Source organism: Ruegeria sediminis (genome assembly GCF_005938215.1).
Classification (GTDB): Bacteria; Pseudomonadota; Alphaproteobacteria; order Rhodobacterales; family Rhodobacteraceae; genus Ruegeria; species Ruegeria sediminis.
Window position 1 is genome coordinate 520,261 of the sequence record NZ_VCPD01000003.1, and the last position, 15,832, is coordinate 536,092.

Below are 15,832 nucleotides of genomic sequence, written 5' to 3' on the forward strand. Positions count from 1 at the left end.
AAGGAGAGAAAAGAGATATGCCAGTCAAGAACCGTTTCGCCGAGTTGCAGGAGGAAATCACCGCCTGGCGACGAGATATTCACGAGAACCCCGAGATCCTGTTCGAAACCCACCGCACCAGCGCAATGGTTGCGGACAAGTTGAGAGACTTCGGCTGTGACGAAGTGGTGACCGGTATCGGCCGCACCGGTGTCGTGGGCGTCATCAAGGGCAAGTCAGACACAAAGGGCAAGGTGATCGGCCTGCGCGCCGACATGGACGCACTGCCGATCCACGAGGCGACGGGGCTCGACTACGCCTCCAAGACGCCGGGCGCCATGCATGCCTGCGGCCATGACGGCCATACGGCGATGCTGTTGGGCGCGGCCAAATATCTGTCCGAGACCCGAAACTTCGACGGCACGGTCGTCGTGATCTTCCAGCCCGCCGAAGAAGGCGGCGGCGGCGGTCGCGAGATGTGCGAGGACGGCATGATGGAACGGTGGAACATCCAGGAAGTCTATGGGATGCACAACTGGCCCGGCCAGCCCGTAGGCCGGTTCGCAATCCGCCCAGGCGCCTTCTTTGCCGCTACCGACCAGTTCGACATCACTTTCGAAGGGCGCGGCGGCCATGCCGCCAAGCCTCATGAGACCGTGGACACCACCGTGATGACGGCGCAGGCGGTGCTGGCCCTGCAGACCATCGCGTCGCGCAATGCCGACCCGATCGATCAAGTCGTGGTGTCGGTCACCTCTTTCGAGACCTCGTCCAAGGCGTTCAACGTGATCCCGCAGAAGGTGCAGATCAAGGGCACCGTCCGCACGATGAGCAAGGACATGCGGGATCTGGCGGAAAAGCGGATCAAGGAAATCTGCAACGGCGTCGCCGCAACCTTCGACGGTCGGGCGGACGTGACCTATATCCGCGGCTATCCGGTGATGGTGAACAGCGAGGAACAGACTGATTTCGCGGCGCAGGTGGCCCGTAGTGTGTCCGGCGACTGCGAAGAGGCTCCGCTGGTCATGGGGGGGGAGGATTTCGCCTTCATGCTCGAGGAGCGTCCTGGCGCCTACATCCTTGTCGGCAACGGCGACACGGCGATGGTGCATCACCCCGAGTACAACTTCAACGACGAGGCCATTCCGGCTGGCTGCAGTTGGTGGGCCGAGATCGTCGAGCAGCGTATGCCGGCGGCATGACGAATTGCGCGGCGGGGTGCAGTCCCCGCCGCGCGGCAATTGACCGTTGCGGCTTAGACCCGGTTTAGGATTGGGGCTGTGGCTCTGCAGCCAGCTCCAGCTGCTCGCAGAGCGTGTCGATAACCGATTCCAGCGCTGATTTCTGATTGCTGACGCAGCCCCGCGCGGCAGAACGCGCTGCGGCCAGCGCCGCGTCATCCTGCAGCCAATGCGCAACGGCTTGCGCGAGGTCTTCGGATGTCCGAACTTCCTTAGCCCCGCCGCTGGCCAGAAGCGGGGCATAGGTTTCGGCAAAGTTGAAGAAGCCCGGCCCGGTGATGACCGCCGCGCCAGCCTGCGCCGGCTCAAACGGGTTGTGGCCGCCAATCTCCTTCAGCGAACCGCCCAGGAAAACGATGGGGCACAGCGCGTACCAGGTTCCGGTTTCGCCAAGCGTGTCGGCAAGATAGACCTGAGTATCCGGCGCGATCGGCTGGTCCTTGGTGCGTTGCGCAAACTCCAGGCCCGCGCCCGACACGAGGTCCGCAACCTGATCCCGGCGTTCCGGGTGGCGCGGGATCAGCAACAGCAGCAGATCTGGCCAGCGTTCAAGAAGCCGGGAATGAGCCGCCAGAACGCTTTCTTCCTCGCCCGAATGGGTAGAACTGGCGATCCAGAGGGGGCGCTCGCCGATTTCGCTGCGGAGGCGGTTCAGCACCTCTTCGTCGATCGGCAACGGGTCCGACATCGCCTTTAGATTGGTTCCGGGTTGCACGCGGTCCGGATCGGCGCCCATCGCGACGAGGTTCGATGCGGTCCTGTCGTTCTGGGTCAGGAACAGGCGGAACCGGTCCAGGATGAAGCGGGCGGTGGCGGGGCGTCGTTTCCAGCCCTCGACGGATTTCTCGGACAGGCGGGCGTTGAGCAGCGCCAGCGGGATGCCCCGTTCGGCGCTTTCGACGATGAGGCGCGGCCAGATCTCGCTTTCGACGAAGATCCCCGCATCCGGGCGCCAGTGCTCCAGAAAACGACGCACAGGGGCCGGAGTGTCCAGAGGCGGGTATTGGTGCCGGGTCCGAGGTGGCAGCCGTTTCTCGATCAGCGCGGCAGAGGTAGGGGTGCCCGAGGTGATCAGAAATTCGGCCTCCGGCAGGTGGTTTCCCATCCGCCTGATCAGGCTCAGTACCGACAGGCTTTCTCCGACGCTGGCGGCGTGGAACCAGATGAGCCGGCTTTGCGGACGGGGCAGGCTGGCATGGCCTAACCTTTCCTGCTGCCGTTTCTCCGGCACGCCGGCGTCTTTCAGCTTTTTCCGGACGGTGGCCCAAGCCACCGGAGCCGCGATAGACGTGAAACCCCGATAAAGCGCGTAAAGCACCGTGGGCCGGCCGCTGATACCGGTCACGTCAGCCGCCCGTGTGGCTCATGTGCCGCGTCATCTGCCCGTCGATGCGTTGACGGGAGTAGTCGAAATCATGGCCCTTGGGCTTGTGGCTGATGGCGGCGCGGATCGCCTGTTCCAGAGGCGCTTCGGTACCCGGATGATCCCGCAGCGGTTTGCGCAGATCGGCCATGTCCTCCTGCCCCAGGCACATGTAGAGCTCACCGGTGCAGGTCAGGCGGACGCGGTTGCAGCTTTCGCAGAAATTGTGGCTGAGAGGCGTGATGAAGCCGATTTTCTGACCCGTTTCCTCCAGCCGCACATAGCGCGCGGGTCCGCCCGTGCGTTCGGCCAGATCGGTCACGCTGTAGTGTTTCTCGTATTCGGACCGCACATCCTTGAGCGACCAGTACTGATCCAGACGGTCTTCGTTGCCGATGTCGCCCATCGGCATGACTTCGATCCAGGTCAGATCCATGTCCCGTTCGGCGCACCATTCGGTGATGCGCGGCAGTTCGTCCTCGTTAAACCCTTTCAGGGCGACGGCGTTGATCTTGATCCGCAATCCCGCCTTCTGTGCCGCGTCGATACCGCGCAGCACCTGCGGCAGCCGGCCCCAGCGTGTGATGCCGGCGAATTTCGCTTCGTCCAGCGTATCGAGCGAGACGTTCACCCGGCGCACCCCTGCCGCGTATAGCTGGTCGGCAAAGCGGGCCAGTTGTGAGCCGTTCGTGGTCAGCGTCAACTCCTTGAGTGCTCCGCTGTCCAGATGCCGGGTCATCGCGTCGAAGAAGGTCATGATGTCCCGCCTCACCAGTGGCTCGCCTCCGGTGATGCGCAGTTTCTCCACCCCCATCCGGATGAAGGTCGAGCACATGCGGTCCAGTTCTTCCAGCGTCAGCAGCTCCCGCTTCGGCAGAAAGGTCATGTTCTCGGACATGCAATAGACGCAGCGAAAATCGCAGCGATCCGTGACGGAAACGCGGAGATAGGTGATGGCGCGAGCGAACGGGTCTATCAGCGGAGCGGTCATGTGACATAGGTAAAGCGGGGATCAGCCAGCGGCAAGAGCTAACCGTCTTTGGGCTGGCATGGACGGACATGCGGGGATAGGGTTCTCGGCATGAAGCGCGCCGTTTTGATATCGCTGGTACTTTTGGCAGGTTGCGACGCCGTTCGCACCTCTTCGAACCGATTGTTCGGTGGTTCGGATCGTCCGCAGAACACCGCCGCGGATGAGGCGGTGGTCGAAGACGTGGCAGCGGAAGAGGTGCAACCAACCGAGGCCGTCGTCGTCGATACCGGCTGGGACGGGGCGAAGCAGACCATCGCGGGATTGGGCGATCCCACGAAACCCGGACGCTGGCTGGAAACGCCGCTGGTCAAGACCGAGATGAACGGGCGGATCGTCGTGCAAAGGACCGGGGCGCAGGCTTATGTCGCCCTTGTTCCCGCGCCCGGAGCCGAAGGCGCCGGCAGTCGTTTGTCGCTTGAAGCGATGCAGGCCTTGCTGGTGCCACTCGACCAACTGGTCGAGTTGGACGTTTATTCCAACTGATCTTTCAAGTACTTGCCCGCTTCCTTGCGTGCAAAGGGTTTCATGTCCTGCCCGTGCCGGTCCAGAAATGCGCGGGTGCGTCCGGGATCGTGTTTCGACAGGTCCCGCAGCCACCAAGCGACCGCCTTCTGGATGAACCAGTCGCGGTCCGAGACATAGGTTGCCGCCCATCCGAGGATGCGGTCGCGGCGCTCCAGGTCTTCGGGTTTGGGATGGTTCTGCTTGGTCCAGGGCAGCGTCGCCACCAGGGCGGCCCGACGGGTCCACATGTGGTCCGAGCGGGTCCATTCCTCGATCTGATCCAGGCGTTCCGGACGGGCAATCAGGCGTTTCTGCATCGCCATGCAGGCATGATCGGCCACTGCCCAGGCGTCGAAATCGGGTAGCCAGCTTAGCAGCAGGGCCCAGACCGCCTCATCCGGCCGGATGCGAGCCTGGGTGAGCAGTTTCGACGCGGCCAATCGTGCCTCGTGGATGTTCGTCTGCCACAGGGCATCGGCCAGTTCGACGCGTTCGGGAACGCTCAATTCCTGCCGCCAGGACTTGGTCAGGTCGTTGAGCACCGGGTTGGACACCCCCAGGTAGGGGCGGTCGATTTTATGATAGGCAGCCATCTGCGCCGCCCGCTCGGGGTCGGCATGGGCCCTGATCTGGTCGAGATGCGGGGCGGGCATGGCGGTTTCAGACCGGCACGCCGGTGGGCTTGCCGTCGATTGTGGTCTGGTTCCTGTCACTCCAATAGGCGCGGATATCCTCATCGGACTTGCCGTCCACCCATTTCTGCATCGTATCGCGTTCCGCCCGGTAATCCATCAGCGGTACCGCATAGCCGCACGAGGTTTGAACCAGGTCTATCGCCACGTCGAAGATCTGGCGGGCGCTGCGGTGAGGCGGGAACAGCGCCGCGAATTCGGTCCAGTCTTTGTCGTCGGCCTGTACGGTTCGCGCAGTGCCATAGGCTCGCAGGATCAGCGGGCGGGTGGTGAAAGAGCACCACATGAGCGTCATCCGGTTGTTCTCAAGCAGATGCCCGGCGGTTTCGTTGCCGCTGCCGGTCAGGTTCATCCAAAGGATCCTGTTCGGCCCCATCACCCGCAGCGACTCCATCCCCTTGGGCGAGATGTTCACCCGCCCTTCCGGACCGGCAGACCCGGTGAAGAAGAGGTGCTGATCCTCGATGAACTTGCGGTGCGCGTCGTCGAGGGCAGGAAACTGCTTGGCCATGGTTCACTCCACAGTAACGGATTTCGCCAGATTGCGCGGCTGGTCCACGTCCGTACCCTTGGCGACAGCCGTGTGATAGGCGAGCAGTTGCGCAGGGACGGCATAGAGGATCGGCGACAGGCTGGAATGGATGTGCGGCATCCGGATCGTGGCCCAAACGCCGTCCTCGGCCTCGGCAATGCCGTCGTCATCCGAGACGAGGATGACCTTGCCCTTGCGTGCCATCACCTCCTGCATGTTCGACACGGTCTTGTCGAACAGCGCATCGCGCGGGGCCATCACTACCACCGGCATGTTCTTGTCGATCAGCGCGATAGGGCCGTGCTTCAACTCTCCTGATGCGTAACCTTCGGCGTGTATATAGCTGATTTCCTTGAGCTTTAACGCGCCCTCCAGCGCCAGCGGATACATCAGCCCGCGGCCCAGGAACAGCACGTCGCGCGCCTCGCTGAGCCTTTGCGCGGCTTTTCTGATCGGGCGGTTCTGATCCAGCGCCGTGTTCAGTGCCGTCGGCAGACCGCGCAGGGCAGCGGCGTGGTCGGAGAGTTCCTCGTCCGTCATGGTGCCGCGGTCTGCCGCGGCCTTGAGGGCCAGCATCAGCAGAACGGCCAGTTGGCACGTGAACGCCTTGGTCGAAGCGACGCCGATTTCCACGCCGGCATGAATGGGCAGCGCCAGATCGCTTTCGCGCGCGATCGAGCTTTCCGGAACGTTGATCACCGACACGATCTTGTCCGCCTTGCCCTCGCAATAGCGCAGCGCCGCAAGCGTATCTGCGGTTTCGCCCGACTGGCTGACGAACAGCGCCAGCGTGCGGCCAGGGATCGGCGGTTCGCGGTAGCGGAACTCCGAGGCGATATCGACCTCGACGGGCATCTTGGCCAGTTGCTCGAACCAGTATTTCGCGGTGAGGCACGCATAGAAGGCGGTGCCGCAGGCGACCATGGTCAGCCGATCCAGTTTGGAGAAATCCAGGTTTTCTCCCGGAAGGTTCACGCGATCGCTGCCCGTGGGAAGGTAGGAACGGATCGCTTCGGCCACGACCACCGGCTGTTCTGCAATTTCCTTCGACATGAAATGCTTGTGTCCGGCCTTGTCAGCCTGCGAATGCTCCAGCTTTATCCGGCGTATCTCGCGGTTGGCCAGTTCGCCTTTCTCGGTGCGGATCTCCAGCGAGGTCCGCGTCACGACGGCCCTGTCGCCTTCTTCAAGATAGGTGATCCGGTCGGTCAACGGGGCCAGGGCGATGGCGTCCGAACCCACGAACATCTCGCCGTCCCCGTGCCCTATGGCCAGCGGCGAGCCCTTGCGGGCGGCGATGATCAGATCCTCCTCGCCGTCGAACAGAAAGGCCAGCGCGAAGGCTCCCTCAAGCTGGTCGATGGTCTTGAACGCCGCCTCGACCGGTCCCAGTCCCGACCGCATGTGATACTCGGTCATCAACGCAACGGTTTCCGTGTCGGTTTCGGTCTGGAACCTGATTCCGTTGTCCGACAACTCCGCCCGAAGTTCACGGTAGTTCTCGACGATCCCGTTGTGAACGACCGCGACCGCGCCCGCGCGGTGTGGATGGGCGTTCTCGACCGTCGGCGCGCCGTGCGTGGCCCATCGGGTGTGGCCTATTCCCGACTTGCCCGGTAGCGGGTCATGCACCAGAAGATCGCTGAGATTGGCCAGCTTGCCCACCGCACGGCGACGGTCGAGCACACCGTCGTTCACGGTGGCGATGCCCGCGCTGTCATAGCCGCGGTATTCAAGCCGCTTCAGCGCCTCGACAAGTATCGGCGCGACCTCGTGCTCTCCCAGAACTCCGACGATTCCACACATAGGTCAGGCCCTTTTTTCCCGGCGAGCTTTCTTCGCCTTCAACATTTCGAACAGTTTCCGTGCGTATCCCGGCTTGTTTTCCTGCCGCGCGCGCGCCACGGCCAGCGCATCGGCCTCGACGTCGCGGGTCACCACGGTGCCGGTCGCGGTCATCGCGCCGTCGCCAAGCCGGACAGGGGCCACCAGCATCGTGTTCGAGCCGACAAACACGTTCTCGCCGATCTCGGTGCGGTGCTTCATCACGCCGTCATAATTGCAGGTGATGGTGCCGGCGCCGATGTTGGTGGCTGCCCCAACTGAAGCATCGCCGATATAGCTGAGGTGGTTGACCTTGGCGCCTTCTCCGATTTCGGCATTCTTGATTTCGACGAAATTGCCGATCCGGCTGTCTTCGGCCAGTTCCGTGCCGGGGCGCAGGCGGGCGTAGGGGCCAACAACGGCCCCACGGCTGACATGACAGCCTTCGAGATGCGAAAACGAACGGATCACGGCGCCGCTCTCCACCGTCACGCCAGGCCCGAAGACGACATTGGGCTCGATCACCGCGTCACGTCCGATCACGGTATCGGCGGCCAGATATACGGTTTCCGGGGCCATTAGCGTCACGCCCAGATCCAGCAGCTCGGCGCGGGCGCGGGCCTGGAACACGGCGTCCGCCGCCGCCAAGTCCGGGCGCGAGTTCACGCCAAGCGTCTGCGCCTCTTCGCAGGCCACCGCCGTGACCTTTAGACCGCGCTGGCGGGCGATCTCGACGACATCCGTCAGATAGTACTCCTTGGATGCGTTGTGATTGCCGACCTCGTCGATCAGCGAGAACAGCGTGTCTGCGTCACAAGCCATCAGCCCTGAATTGCAGAAGGTTATGGCGCGTTCTTCATCCGATGCGTCCTTGAATTCGACGATCCGTTCCAGCGTTTCTCCCTGCATCACTAGGCGGCCATAGCGTGCAGGATCCGCCGCTTCAAAGCCGAGGATCACCAAATCGTGCGCGCGCCGCGCCTCGACCATACGTTCCAGTGTCGCGGGCTGCAGAAACGGGGTGTCCCCGTAAAGGACCACCACGTCGCCGCTGAACCCGTCCAGAGCTTCGCGGGCCTGTTCGACTGCATGGGCGGTGCCAAGCTGTTCTTGCTGAATGGCGACTACGGCGGTTTCATCCTCGTCCGCGACCGCCTTGGCCACTTCATCGGCTCCATGACCTGCGACAACCACGGTGCGCTCGGGCGACAGGGCCACGCCGGCGCGCATGGCGTGAATCAGCATCGGGGCGTGGGCGATCGGGTGAAGAACCTTCGGCAGGTCCGAATTCATCCTGGTGCCTTTTCCTGCGGCAAGGATGACAAGGGCGGTGCTCATGAAAATATTATCTCTTTCGTTTTGCTGGCGACCGTTTTATCCGCTGAGGGCAAAGTCGCAAGCGGTTCCGTGATCAAACAAGATTGCCGTTTGCAACACGTCGTGGCGGATACCCGCCGAGCAAGGAGGCCGCATGCGCACGGTGATTTTCGATCTGGACGGTACCTTGGCGGACACGTCAGGAGACCTGCTGGCTGCGGCAAATCACTGTTTCCGGCAGATGGGGCACGGCGATGTACTGGTGCATGGGCAAGATGCCAATATCGCACTTCGCGGCGGCCGCATGATGCTGACTCACGGGCTGGAGCGTGTCGGTGCGTACCGTGCCGACACCGTCGATGAGTTTTACCCGGTTCTGCTGGCGGCCTATGCCGAAGCCATCGACCACCACACCGCATTCTATCCCGGCGCGATGGAGGCGGTAGAGGCGCTGAAGGCCGCCGGCTATGGAGTCGGCATCTGCACCAACAAGCCCGAAGCGCTGGCCGACCTGCTGCTGACGCGTCTCGGCGTTCGCGAAGTCTTTGCCTCGCTGGTCGGTGCGGACACGCTTCCGGTGCGCAAACCCGATCCCGAACCGCTGCGCGAAGCCGCGCGGAGGGCCGGAGGCGACCCTGCTAGATGCGTTCTGGTCGGGGATTCCGACACTGACCGGAACACGGCCCGCGCCGCCGGCGTGCCTTCGGTTTTGGTGACGTTCGGTCCTTCGGGCGCCGACATGGCCGCATTGGAACCCGAAGCCTTGCTGCATCATTTCGACGATCTGCCGGGTCTTGTGCCGAATCTGATCGGCCGGGTGTTCTGATCTGCGCCGAGTTCACTGTTTCCCCCCTTGACCGGGGCTGCGGCTGCTCGCACAAACAGGCAATGAGCGAAAGATTTTCTGGCAGTTTCACCCAGCAGGAACCCATCCCGGAGGAGGCGATCGAGGCCGCCGTGTCGGTGCTGCGCCACGGGCGGTTGCACCGTTACAATCTTGCGCCTGGAGAATTGGGCGAAACGGCATTGCTCGAACAGGAATTCGCGGCGCAGATCGGCGCGAAATACTGTCTGGCCGTGGCTTCGGGCGGTTATGCGCTTGCGACGGCACTCAGGGCGGTGGGCGTCAAGCCGGGGGATCCGGTGTTGACGAATGCCTTTACCCTGGCGCCCGTGCCGGGTTCGATTGCCGCGGTCGGCGCAGTTCCCATCTTCGTGGGCGTCACCGAAGACCTGACCATCGATCTGGACGATCTGGCAGCCAAGTCGGGGCAGGCCAAGGTGCTGATGCTCAGCCACATGCGCGGCCATCTGTGCGACATGGATCGCTTGATGGAAATTTGCGACGCTGCAGGGATAACGGTGATCGAGGACTGCGCCCACACGATGGGGGCGGCCTGGAACGGGGTGCCTTCGGGGAGGCAGGGGGCCATCGGCTGCTATTCCTGCCAGACTTACAAGCACGTCAATTCTGGCGAGGGCGGGCTTCTCGTCACCGACGACGCGGAACTGGCGGCAAGATCGGTGATGCTGTCGGGTTCGTACATGCTGTTCGAACGGCACATGGCTGCGCCGCCGCCGGAGGTGTTCGACAGGGTGAAATATGACACGCCGAACATCTCGGGCCGTATGGACAATCTGAGAGCTGCCATCCTGCGCCCGCAACTCAGGCAACTCGACGCGCAGGTATCGCGATGGAACGAGCGATACCGCGAGATCGAAAGTGGTCTGCGTGGCACACCGGGGCTGACCATCATCGACCGCCCCGAGGCCGAGTCCTACGTGGGTTCGTCGATCCAGTTTCTGCTGCTCGACTGGCCGGGCGAGCGCGTGGCCGAGGTGGTCCGCCGCTGTGCCGAGCGCGGCGTTGAGCTGAAGTGGTTCGGCCGGGCGGAACCTGTCGGCTTCACGTCGCGCTATGACAGCTGGCGCTACGCCAAGAGCGAACAGATGCCGAAAAGCGACCGCATCCTCGCAGGCATTGTGGACATGCGGGTTCCGCTGACCTTTTCGCTGGAAGACTGCCGCCTCATCGCGCGCATCATCCGGGCGGAAGTCGGAGCCGTATTTCAATCTTGATCCGGCCTAGCACGTCTGCAAAGCGCGGACGTAAACCGAATCGCGCCCGTTTCGGCGGAGCGGCGCCGTTCCGCCGTTTTGTTATTTGGTGCGGGGCGGAACGTGAAGGCAATCGTTGACCGAACGAGGATTCGCTGGTATCTCGTTATTGAACAGTTGTTCATTAACGCGAGAGGAGAGCGCAGATGTTCGCTGCAACCATGCAATTCGATCTTGGCGAGGACGTGAACGCCCTGCGCGAAATGGTGCACCGCTGGGCCCAGGAGCGGGTCAAGCCGATGGCCGCGGAAATCGACAAGACCAACGCGTTTCCGAACGAGCTTTGGAAGGAAATGGGCGATCTGGGCTTGCTCGGCATCACCGTTCCGGAAGAATTCGGCGGAGCGGGGATGACCTATCTCGCGCATACGGTCGCCGTGGAAGAGATCGCCCGCGCCTCGGCTTCGGTGTCGCTTTCCTATGGGGCGCATTCCAACCTTTGCGTCAACCAGATCAAGCTGAACGGCAACGCCGAGCAGAAGCAGAAATACCTGCCGCGCCTTGTTTCGGGCGATCATGTGGGCGCGCTGGCGATGTCGGAACCGTCGGCCGGCTCGGACGTGGTGTCGATGAAGCTGCGCGCCGAGAAGCGGAACGACCACTATCGCCTGAACGGCAACAAGTACTGGATCACCAACGGACCGGATGCCGACACGCTGGTCGTCTATGCCAAGACCGATCCCGAGGCCGGGTCCAAGGGAATCACCGCCTTCCTGATCGAGAAGGAAATGAAGGGGTTCTCGACCTCGCCCCATTTCGACAAGCTGGGGATGCGCGGCTCGAACACCGCCGAACTGATCTTCGAGGATGTGGAAGTTCCGTTCGAGAACGTTCTGGGCGAAGAGGGCAAGGGCGTCGCGGTGCTGATGTCCGGTCTCGACTATGAGCGGGTGGTGCTGGCAGGGATCGGAACCGGCATCATGGCGGCCTGCCTTGACGAGATCATGCCCTACATGGCCGAACGCAAGCAGTTCGGAAAACCCATCGGCAGCTTCCAGTTGATGCAGGGCAAGATCGCGGACATGTACACCGCGATGAACTCGGCCCGGGCCTATATCTACGAGGTCGCCAAAGCTTGCGACCGGGGCGACGTGACCCGTCAGGACGCGGCCGCCTGCTGCCTCTATGCCTCGGAACAGGCGATGGTGCAGGCGCATCAGGCCGTGCAGGCGATGGGTGGAGCCGGATTCCTGTCGGATGCCCCGGTCAGCCGCATCTTCAGGGACGCAAAGCTGATGGAGATCGGTGCAGGTACCTCCGAGATCCGCCGAATGCTGATCGGGCGCGAGTTGATGTCCGAGATGCTGTAGGCTGATCGCCGCGGGGACATTCCGCGAAGCATTCCACGAGGTATAGCATCATGGCCGAAGTGACCGCGCTTTACGTCAACACCTCGCTCAAGCGGCGCCGCGAGGAAAGCCATACACAGCTGCTGCTGAATGCATCGGCCGCCATCATGGAAGGGCAGGGGATCGCGGTCGAGCATTTGTACCTGCTCGACCATCTGGTGCCGCCCGGCATCTACCCGGACATGACGGAACACGGATGGGACCGGGACGATTGGCCCAAGCTGTGGAAAAAGGTGCTGGGCGCCGACATTCTGGTCATTGGAACGCCGATCTGGCTGGGCGAGGAAAGCAGCGTCTGCCGCATCCTGATCGAACGCCTCTACGCCATGTCGGGCGAACTCAATGACAAGGGACAGTCGATCTTTTACGGCAAGGTCGGCGGCACCGTGGTGACCGGCAACGAAGATGGCGTCAAGCATGTTGCGATGACCACGGGGTTCGCGCTCAGCCATTTGGGCTACACGATTCCGCCGCAGGCGGATTGCGGCTGGATTGGCGAGGCCGGACCGGGCCCGTCATACGGCGACGAGGTGGATGGAGAACGCGCGGGATTCGACAACGAATTCACCCAGCGAAACACGACGATCATGACCTGGAACCTTATCCACCTGGCGCGGATGCTGAAGGCCGCGGGCGGTTACCCCAACGAAGGGAACGACCGTGACGCCTGGGCAAAGGGCGAACGGTTCGGCTTTCGCAATCCTCGAACGGTCAGGTGATTCAGTGACATTGGCAACGTCATATCGCGATCTGGTCATGGACGGTCAGTGGCAGGTTCCGCCGAGGCTCAACATGGCTCGGCAATGCCTTGCCGGACCCGCCGAGCAGCTCGCGATCATCGATCTGACGGGGCCGGTCCGGCAGGATGTCAGTGTCGGCACGCTGGAGAAAATGACCGACGGTCTGGCCCGCCGTCTGATGCGCGACGTGGCGCCAGGCGACCGTGTCGGCGTGCTGCTCAGCCAGTCGCCCTGGTGCGCCGCGGCGCATCTGGCGGTCTGGAAGATCGGTGCGATATCGGTGCCCTTGTTCAAGCTCTTTCAGCGGGACGCCCTGCGGTCGCGCGTTTCGGATGCCGGGGCGAAGATCGTGCTGACCGATGCGCAGGGCGCGGAACTTTTGGGCGATCTTGCATCGCCGCTGATGGCGTCCGAGGCCGGAGAAGAGGGCCCGCCTTTGCCTTTCGCGGACACCGGCGCCGATGACCCGGCGGTGCTGATCTACACTTCGGGCACCACAGGCAGCCCCAAGGGTGCGCTGCATGGCCATCGTGTTCTGACCGGCCACCTGCCGGGCGTGTCGATCAGCCATAACCACCTGCAGAAAGGCGATTGCCTCTGGACCCCGGCCGACTGGGCCTGGATCGGCGGGCTTTTCGACGTGCTGATGCCGGGGCTCAGCCTGGGCATACCGGTCGTCGCCGCGCGTCTCGACAAGTTCACGCCCGAGGCCTGCGCCGACGTGATTGGCCGTGGAGGCGTCCGAAACGTGTTCTTCCCGCCGACCGCCCTGCGTATGCTGAAGGCTGCGGATCAGGCCATCCCGGGCCTGCGCTCGGTCGCTTCTGGCGGCGAACCCCTGGGGGCCGAGATGCTGGCCTGGGGCGAGCGGGCATTCGGCCTGACCATCAACGAATTCTACGGGCAGACCGAATGCAACATGGTCGTGTCGTCCTGCGCCACCGATTTCCCGGCGCGCCCGGGCTGTATCGGCAAACCGGTGCCGGGGCATGAGGTTGCAGTGATCGACGAGGCGGGAAACCTTACTTTGGACGAGGGTGACGTGGCAATTCACCGGGGCTCCGCCTCGATGCTGCTGGAATACTGGAACAACCCGCAGGCCACCGCCGAGAAGTTCCGCGGGGACTGGCTTGTCACCGGTGACCGGGGCGTCTGGGAGGGCGACTACCTCCGCTTCGTCGGTCGCGACGACGACGTGATCACTTCGGCGGGTTACCGCATCGGACCGGCCGAGATCGAGGATTGCCTGCTGACCCATCCGGCTGTTGCGACGGTTGGGGTCGTGGGCAAGCCCGACCCGCTCAGGACCGAGATCGTCAAGGCCTATGTCGTTCTGAAGCCGGGGGCGAAAGTCTCGGCACATGAATTGCAGGGCTTGGTCAGGGACCGGCTCGCACATTACTCGTACCCGAGGGAAATCGCGTTTCTCGATGCCTTGCCGATGACGGTGACGGGCAAGGTGATACGCAAGGAACTGAAACGTCGCGCCGCGGCGGAACTGGAGGCTGAACAGTGAAACTCACATCCAAGGCGATGCCCACCTCCGAGGGCTTCAAATCAAATCGCGCCGCGCATCTCGAAGCGCTGGCGCAGATTTCCGCCGCCGCCGAGGCCGCCCGCATGGGCGGAGGCGAGAAGTCCCGCGCCCGGCACGAGGCGCGCGGCAAGATGCTGCCGCGCCGGCGGGTAGCGAACCTGCTGGATCCGGGCTCGCCCTTCCTGGAAATCGGCGCGACGGCGGCGCACGGCATGTATGACGGCGATGCGCCCTGCGCCGGCGTGGTTGCTGGTATCGGCCGGGTCGAGGGGCAGGAGGTCATGGTCGTCTGCAACGACGCCACCGTGAAGGGCGGCACCTACTACCCGATGACGGTCAAGAAGCACCTGCGCGCGCAAGAGATCGCCGAGGAAAACAACCTACCCTGCATCTACCTGGTGGACAGTGGCGGGGCCAACCTGCCCAATCAGGACGAAGTGTTCCCCGACCGCGATCATTTCGGCCGCATCTTCTACAACCAGGCCCGGATGTCCGCCAAAGGCATCCCGCAGATCGCCGTGGTCATGGGTTCCTGCACCGCCGGGGGGGCGTATGTTCCGGCGATGTCCGACGTCACCATCATCGTCAAGGAACAGGGCACGATCTTTCTGGCCGGTCCTCCGCTGGTCAAGGCCGCTACGGGCGAAGTGGTGACTGCCGAAGATCTTGGCGGTGGCGACGTGCACACGCGCCTCAGCGGTGTCGCGGATTACCTGGCCGAGGATGACGCCCATGCGTTGGCCCTTGCGCGCCGCGCGGTCCGGTCGCTCAACCGCCGCAAGCCGCAGACCGTGGACTGGGCCAGCCCCGAGGATCCGGCCTATGATCCCGACGAAATCCTCGGCGTCGTTCCCGCCGATCTGCGTACGCCCTACGACATCCGCGAAGTGATCGCGCGCTTGGTCGACGGCTCGCGCTTCGACGAGTTCAAGCCGCGCTTCGGCGAAACACTCGTCACCGGTTTTGCCCATCTCAAGGGCTGCCCGATCGGGATCATCGCCAACAACGGCGTTTTGTTTTCCGAAGCCGCACAAAAGGGCGCGCATTTCGTGGAACTCTGCAGCCAGCGGAAAATCCCGCTGGTGTTCCTGCAGAACATCACCGGCTTCATGGTGGGGCGCAAATACGAGAATGAAGGCATCGCGCGGCACGGCGCCAAGATGGTGACCGCGGTCGCGACGACAAATGTGCCGAAAATCACCATGCTGGTCGGCGGCTCCTTCGGGGCGGGCAACTATGGCATGGCGGGCCGCGCCTATCAGCCGCGGTTCCTGTGGACCTGGCCCAATTCCCGCATCTCGGTCATGGGCGGCGAACAGGCGGCGGGCGTTTTGGCAACCGTCAAACGCGACGGCATCGAGCGGTCCGGAGGCAACTGGTCGGCCGAGGAAGAGGCCGAGTTCAAACGCCCGACGCTCGAGATGTTCGAACACCAGTCGCACCCGCTCTACGCTTCGGCGCGGCTCTGGGACGACGGCGTCATCGATCCGCGGAAAAGCCGCGACGTGCTGGCCCTGTCGCTCAGCGCCGCGCTGAATGCGCCCATCGCGGACACGCGCTTCGGCGTTTTCCGGATGTAAGGCCGTGCTTCATCTTTTGACAA

General features: G+C 63.4%; 14 protein-coding genes. 8 read left to right on the forward strand and 6 right to left on the reverse strand.

From position 1 onward, the window contains the following. The first annotated feature begins 17 nt into the window (after positions 1–17). Complete coding sequence (locus FGK63_RS10995) at positions 18–1,181, forward strand: M20 aminoacylase family protein (RefSeq protein ID WP_138842103.1); 1,164 nt, start codon at positions 18–20, stop codon at positions 1,179–1,181. A 64-nt stretch (positions 1,182–1,245) separates the two neighbouring features. Here FGK63_RS10995 and FGK63_RS11000 read toward each other — a convergent pair whose 3' ends face one another. Both FGK63_RS11000 and moaA read right to left on the reverse strand, forming a co-directional pair. Continuing rightward, positions 1,246–2,565 carry a 3-deoxy-D-manno-octulosonic acid transferase gene (locus tag FGK63_RS11000; RefSeq protein WP_138842105.1) on the reverse strand — a complete coding sequence of 440 codons (1,320 nt, stop codon included), beginning with the start codon at positions 2,563–2,565 and terminating at the stop codon, positions 1,246–1,248. 1 nt (position 2,566) lies between these two features. After that, positions 2,567–3,574, reverse strand: coding sequence for a GTP 3',8-cyclase MoaA (moaA, locus tag FGK63_RS11005; RefSeq protein WP_138842107.1), 1,008 nt, complete (start codon positions 3,572–3,574; stop codon positions 2,567–2,569). Between the two features lie 90 nt (positions 3,575–3,664). Here moaA and FGK63_RS11010 point away from each other — a divergent pair, with 90 nt between their 5' ends. Further along, on the forward strand, positions 3,665–4,099 hold the full coding sequence (locus FGK63_RS11010; protein ID WP_138842109.1) for a hypothetical protein: 435 nt from the start codon (positions 3,665–3,667) through the stop codon (positions 4,097–4,099). Here the strand turns inward: FGK63_RS11010 and FGK63_RS11015 are convergent. Genes FGK63_RS11015 through glmU form a run of 4 tightly spaced genes read right to left on the reverse strand, consistent with a single transcriptional unit; the run spans position 4,087 to position 8,506 of the window. Then, positions 4,087–4,773, reverse strand: a complete 687-nt coding sequence (locus FGK63_RS11015) for a DNA alkylation repair protein (protein WP_138842111.1) — start codon at positions 4,771–4,773, stop codon at positions 4,087–4,089. The two genes, FGK63_RS11010 and FGK63_RS11015, sit on opposite strands and share 13 nt — an antisense overlap. A 7-nt stretch (positions 4,774–4,780) precedes the next feature. Next, complete coding sequence (locus tag FGK63_RS11020; RefSeq protein ID WP_138842113.1) at positions 4,781–5,323, reverse strand: pyridoxamine 5'-phosphate oxidase family protein; 543 nt, start codon at positions 5,321–5,323, stop codon at positions 4,781–4,783. Between the two features lie 3 nt (positions 5,324–5,326). After that, on the reverse strand, positions 5,327–7,150 hold the full coding sequence (gene glmS, locus FGK63_RS11025) for a glutamine--fructose-6-phosphate transaminase (isomerizing) (RefSeq protein WP_138842115.1): 1,824 nt from the start codon (positions 7,148–7,150) through the stop codon (positions 5,327–5,329). Positions 7,151–7,153: 3 nt separating this feature from the next. Beyond that, on the reverse strand, positions 7,154–8,506 hold the full coding sequence (glmU, locus tag FGK63_RS11030; RefSeq protein WP_138842117.1) for a bifunctional UDP-N-acetylglucosamine diphosphorylase/glucosamine-1-phosphate N-acetyltransferase GlmU: 1,353 nt from the start codon (positions 8,504–8,506) through the stop codon (positions 7,154–7,156). Between the two features lie 133 nt (positions 8,507–8,639). On the opposite strand from glmU, the gene FGK63_RS11035 reads away from it, so the two are divergent. The 6 genes from FGK63_RS11035 to FGK63_RS11060 all read left to right on the forward strand — a co-directional run bounded on the left by FGK63_RS11035 (position 8,640) and on the right by FGK63_RS11060 (position 15,809). Continuing rightward, entirely contained in the window at positions 8,640–9,311 is a 672-nt protein-coding gene (locus tag FGK63_RS11035) for an HAD-IA family hydrolase (RefSeq protein ID WP_138842119.1), read from the forward strand. Positions 9,312–9,373: 62 nt separating this feature from the next. Then, complete coding sequence (locus tag FGK63_RS11040; protein WP_138842121.1) at positions 9,374–10,564, forward strand: DegT/DnrJ/EryC1/StrS family aminotransferase; 1,191 nt, start codon at positions 9,374–9,376, stop codon at positions 10,562–10,564. Between the two features lie 185 nt (positions 10,565–10,749). Beyond that, a complete protein-coding gene (locus FGK63_RS11045) occupies positions 10,750–11,913 on the forward strand; it encodes an isovaleryl-CoA dehydrogenase (protein ID WP_138842123.1) in 1,164 nt (387 codons plus the stop codon). Between the two features lie 50 nt (positions 11,914–11,963). Next, a complete protein-coding gene (locus tag FGK63_RS11050) occupies positions 11,964–12,671 on the forward strand; it encodes a flavodoxin family protein (protein WP_138842125.1) in 708 nt (235 codons plus the stop codon). Between the two features lie 37 nt (positions 12,672–12,708). Then, a complete protein-coding gene (locus tag FGK63_RS11055; RefSeq protein ID WP_138842334.1) occupies positions 12,709–14,208 on the forward strand; it encodes an AMP-binding protein in 1,500 nt (499 codons plus the stop codon). Further along, the gene (locus FGK63_RS11060; protein WP_138842127.1) at positions 14,205–15,809 is read left to right on the forward strand and encodes a carboxyl transferase domain-containing protein; all 1,605 of its coding nucleotides are present in this window, start codon (positions 14,205–14,207) and stop codon (positions 15,807–15,809) included. Before FGK63_RS11055 ends, FGK63_RS11060 begins: the two co-directional genes overlap by 4 nt. Positions 15,810–15,832: the final 23 nt, after the last annotated feature.

Coding starts and splice junctions, on each gene's coding strand:
- FGK63_RS10995 (WP_138842103.1), top strand. CDS start 18: ATGCCAGTCAAGAACCGTTTCGCCGAGTTGCAGGAGGAAATCACCGCC.
- FGK63_RS11010 (WP_138842109.1), top strand. CDS start 3,665: ATGAAGCGCGCCGTTTTGATATCGCTGGTACTTTTGGCAGGTTGCGAC.
- FGK63_RS11045 (WP_138842123.1), top strand. CDS start 10,750: ATGTTCGCTGCAACCATGCAATTCGATCTTGGCGAGGACGTGAACGCC.
- FGK63_RS11020 (WP_138842113.1), bottom strand. CDS start 5,323: ATGGCCAAGCAGTTTCCTGCCCTCGACGACGCGCACCGCAAGTTCATC.
- glmU (WP_138842117.1), bottom strand. CDS start 8,506: ATGAGCACCGCCCTTGTCATCCTTGCCGCAGGAAAAGGCACCAGGATG.
- FGK63_RS11035 (WP_138842119.1), top strand. CDS start 8,640: ATGCGCACGGTGATTTTCGATCTGGACGGTACCTTGGCGGACACGTCA.
- FGK63_RS11050 (WP_138842125.1), top strand. CDS start 11,964: ATGGCCGAAGTGACCGCGCTTTACGTCAACACCTCGCTCAAGCGGCGC.
- moaA (WP_138842107.1), bottom strand. CDS start 3,574: ATGACCGCTCCGCTGATAGACCCGTTCGCTCGCGCCATCACCTATCTC.
- FGK63_RS11055 (WP_138842334.1), top strand. CDS start 12,709: ATGGACGGTCAGTGGCAGGTTCCGCCGAGGCTCAACATGGCTCGGCAA.
- FGK63_RS11015 (WP_138842111.1), bottom strand. CDS start 4,773: ATGCCCGCCCCGCATCTCGACCAGATCAGGGCCCATGCCGACCCCGAG.
- FGK63_RS11040 (WP_138842121.1), top strand. CDS start 9,374: ATGAGCGAAAGATTTTCTGGCAGTTTCACCCAGCAGGAACCCATCCCG.
- glmS (WP_138842115.1), bottom strand. CDS start 7,150: ATGTGTGGAATCGTCGGAGTTCTGGGAGAGCACGAGGTCGCGCCGATA.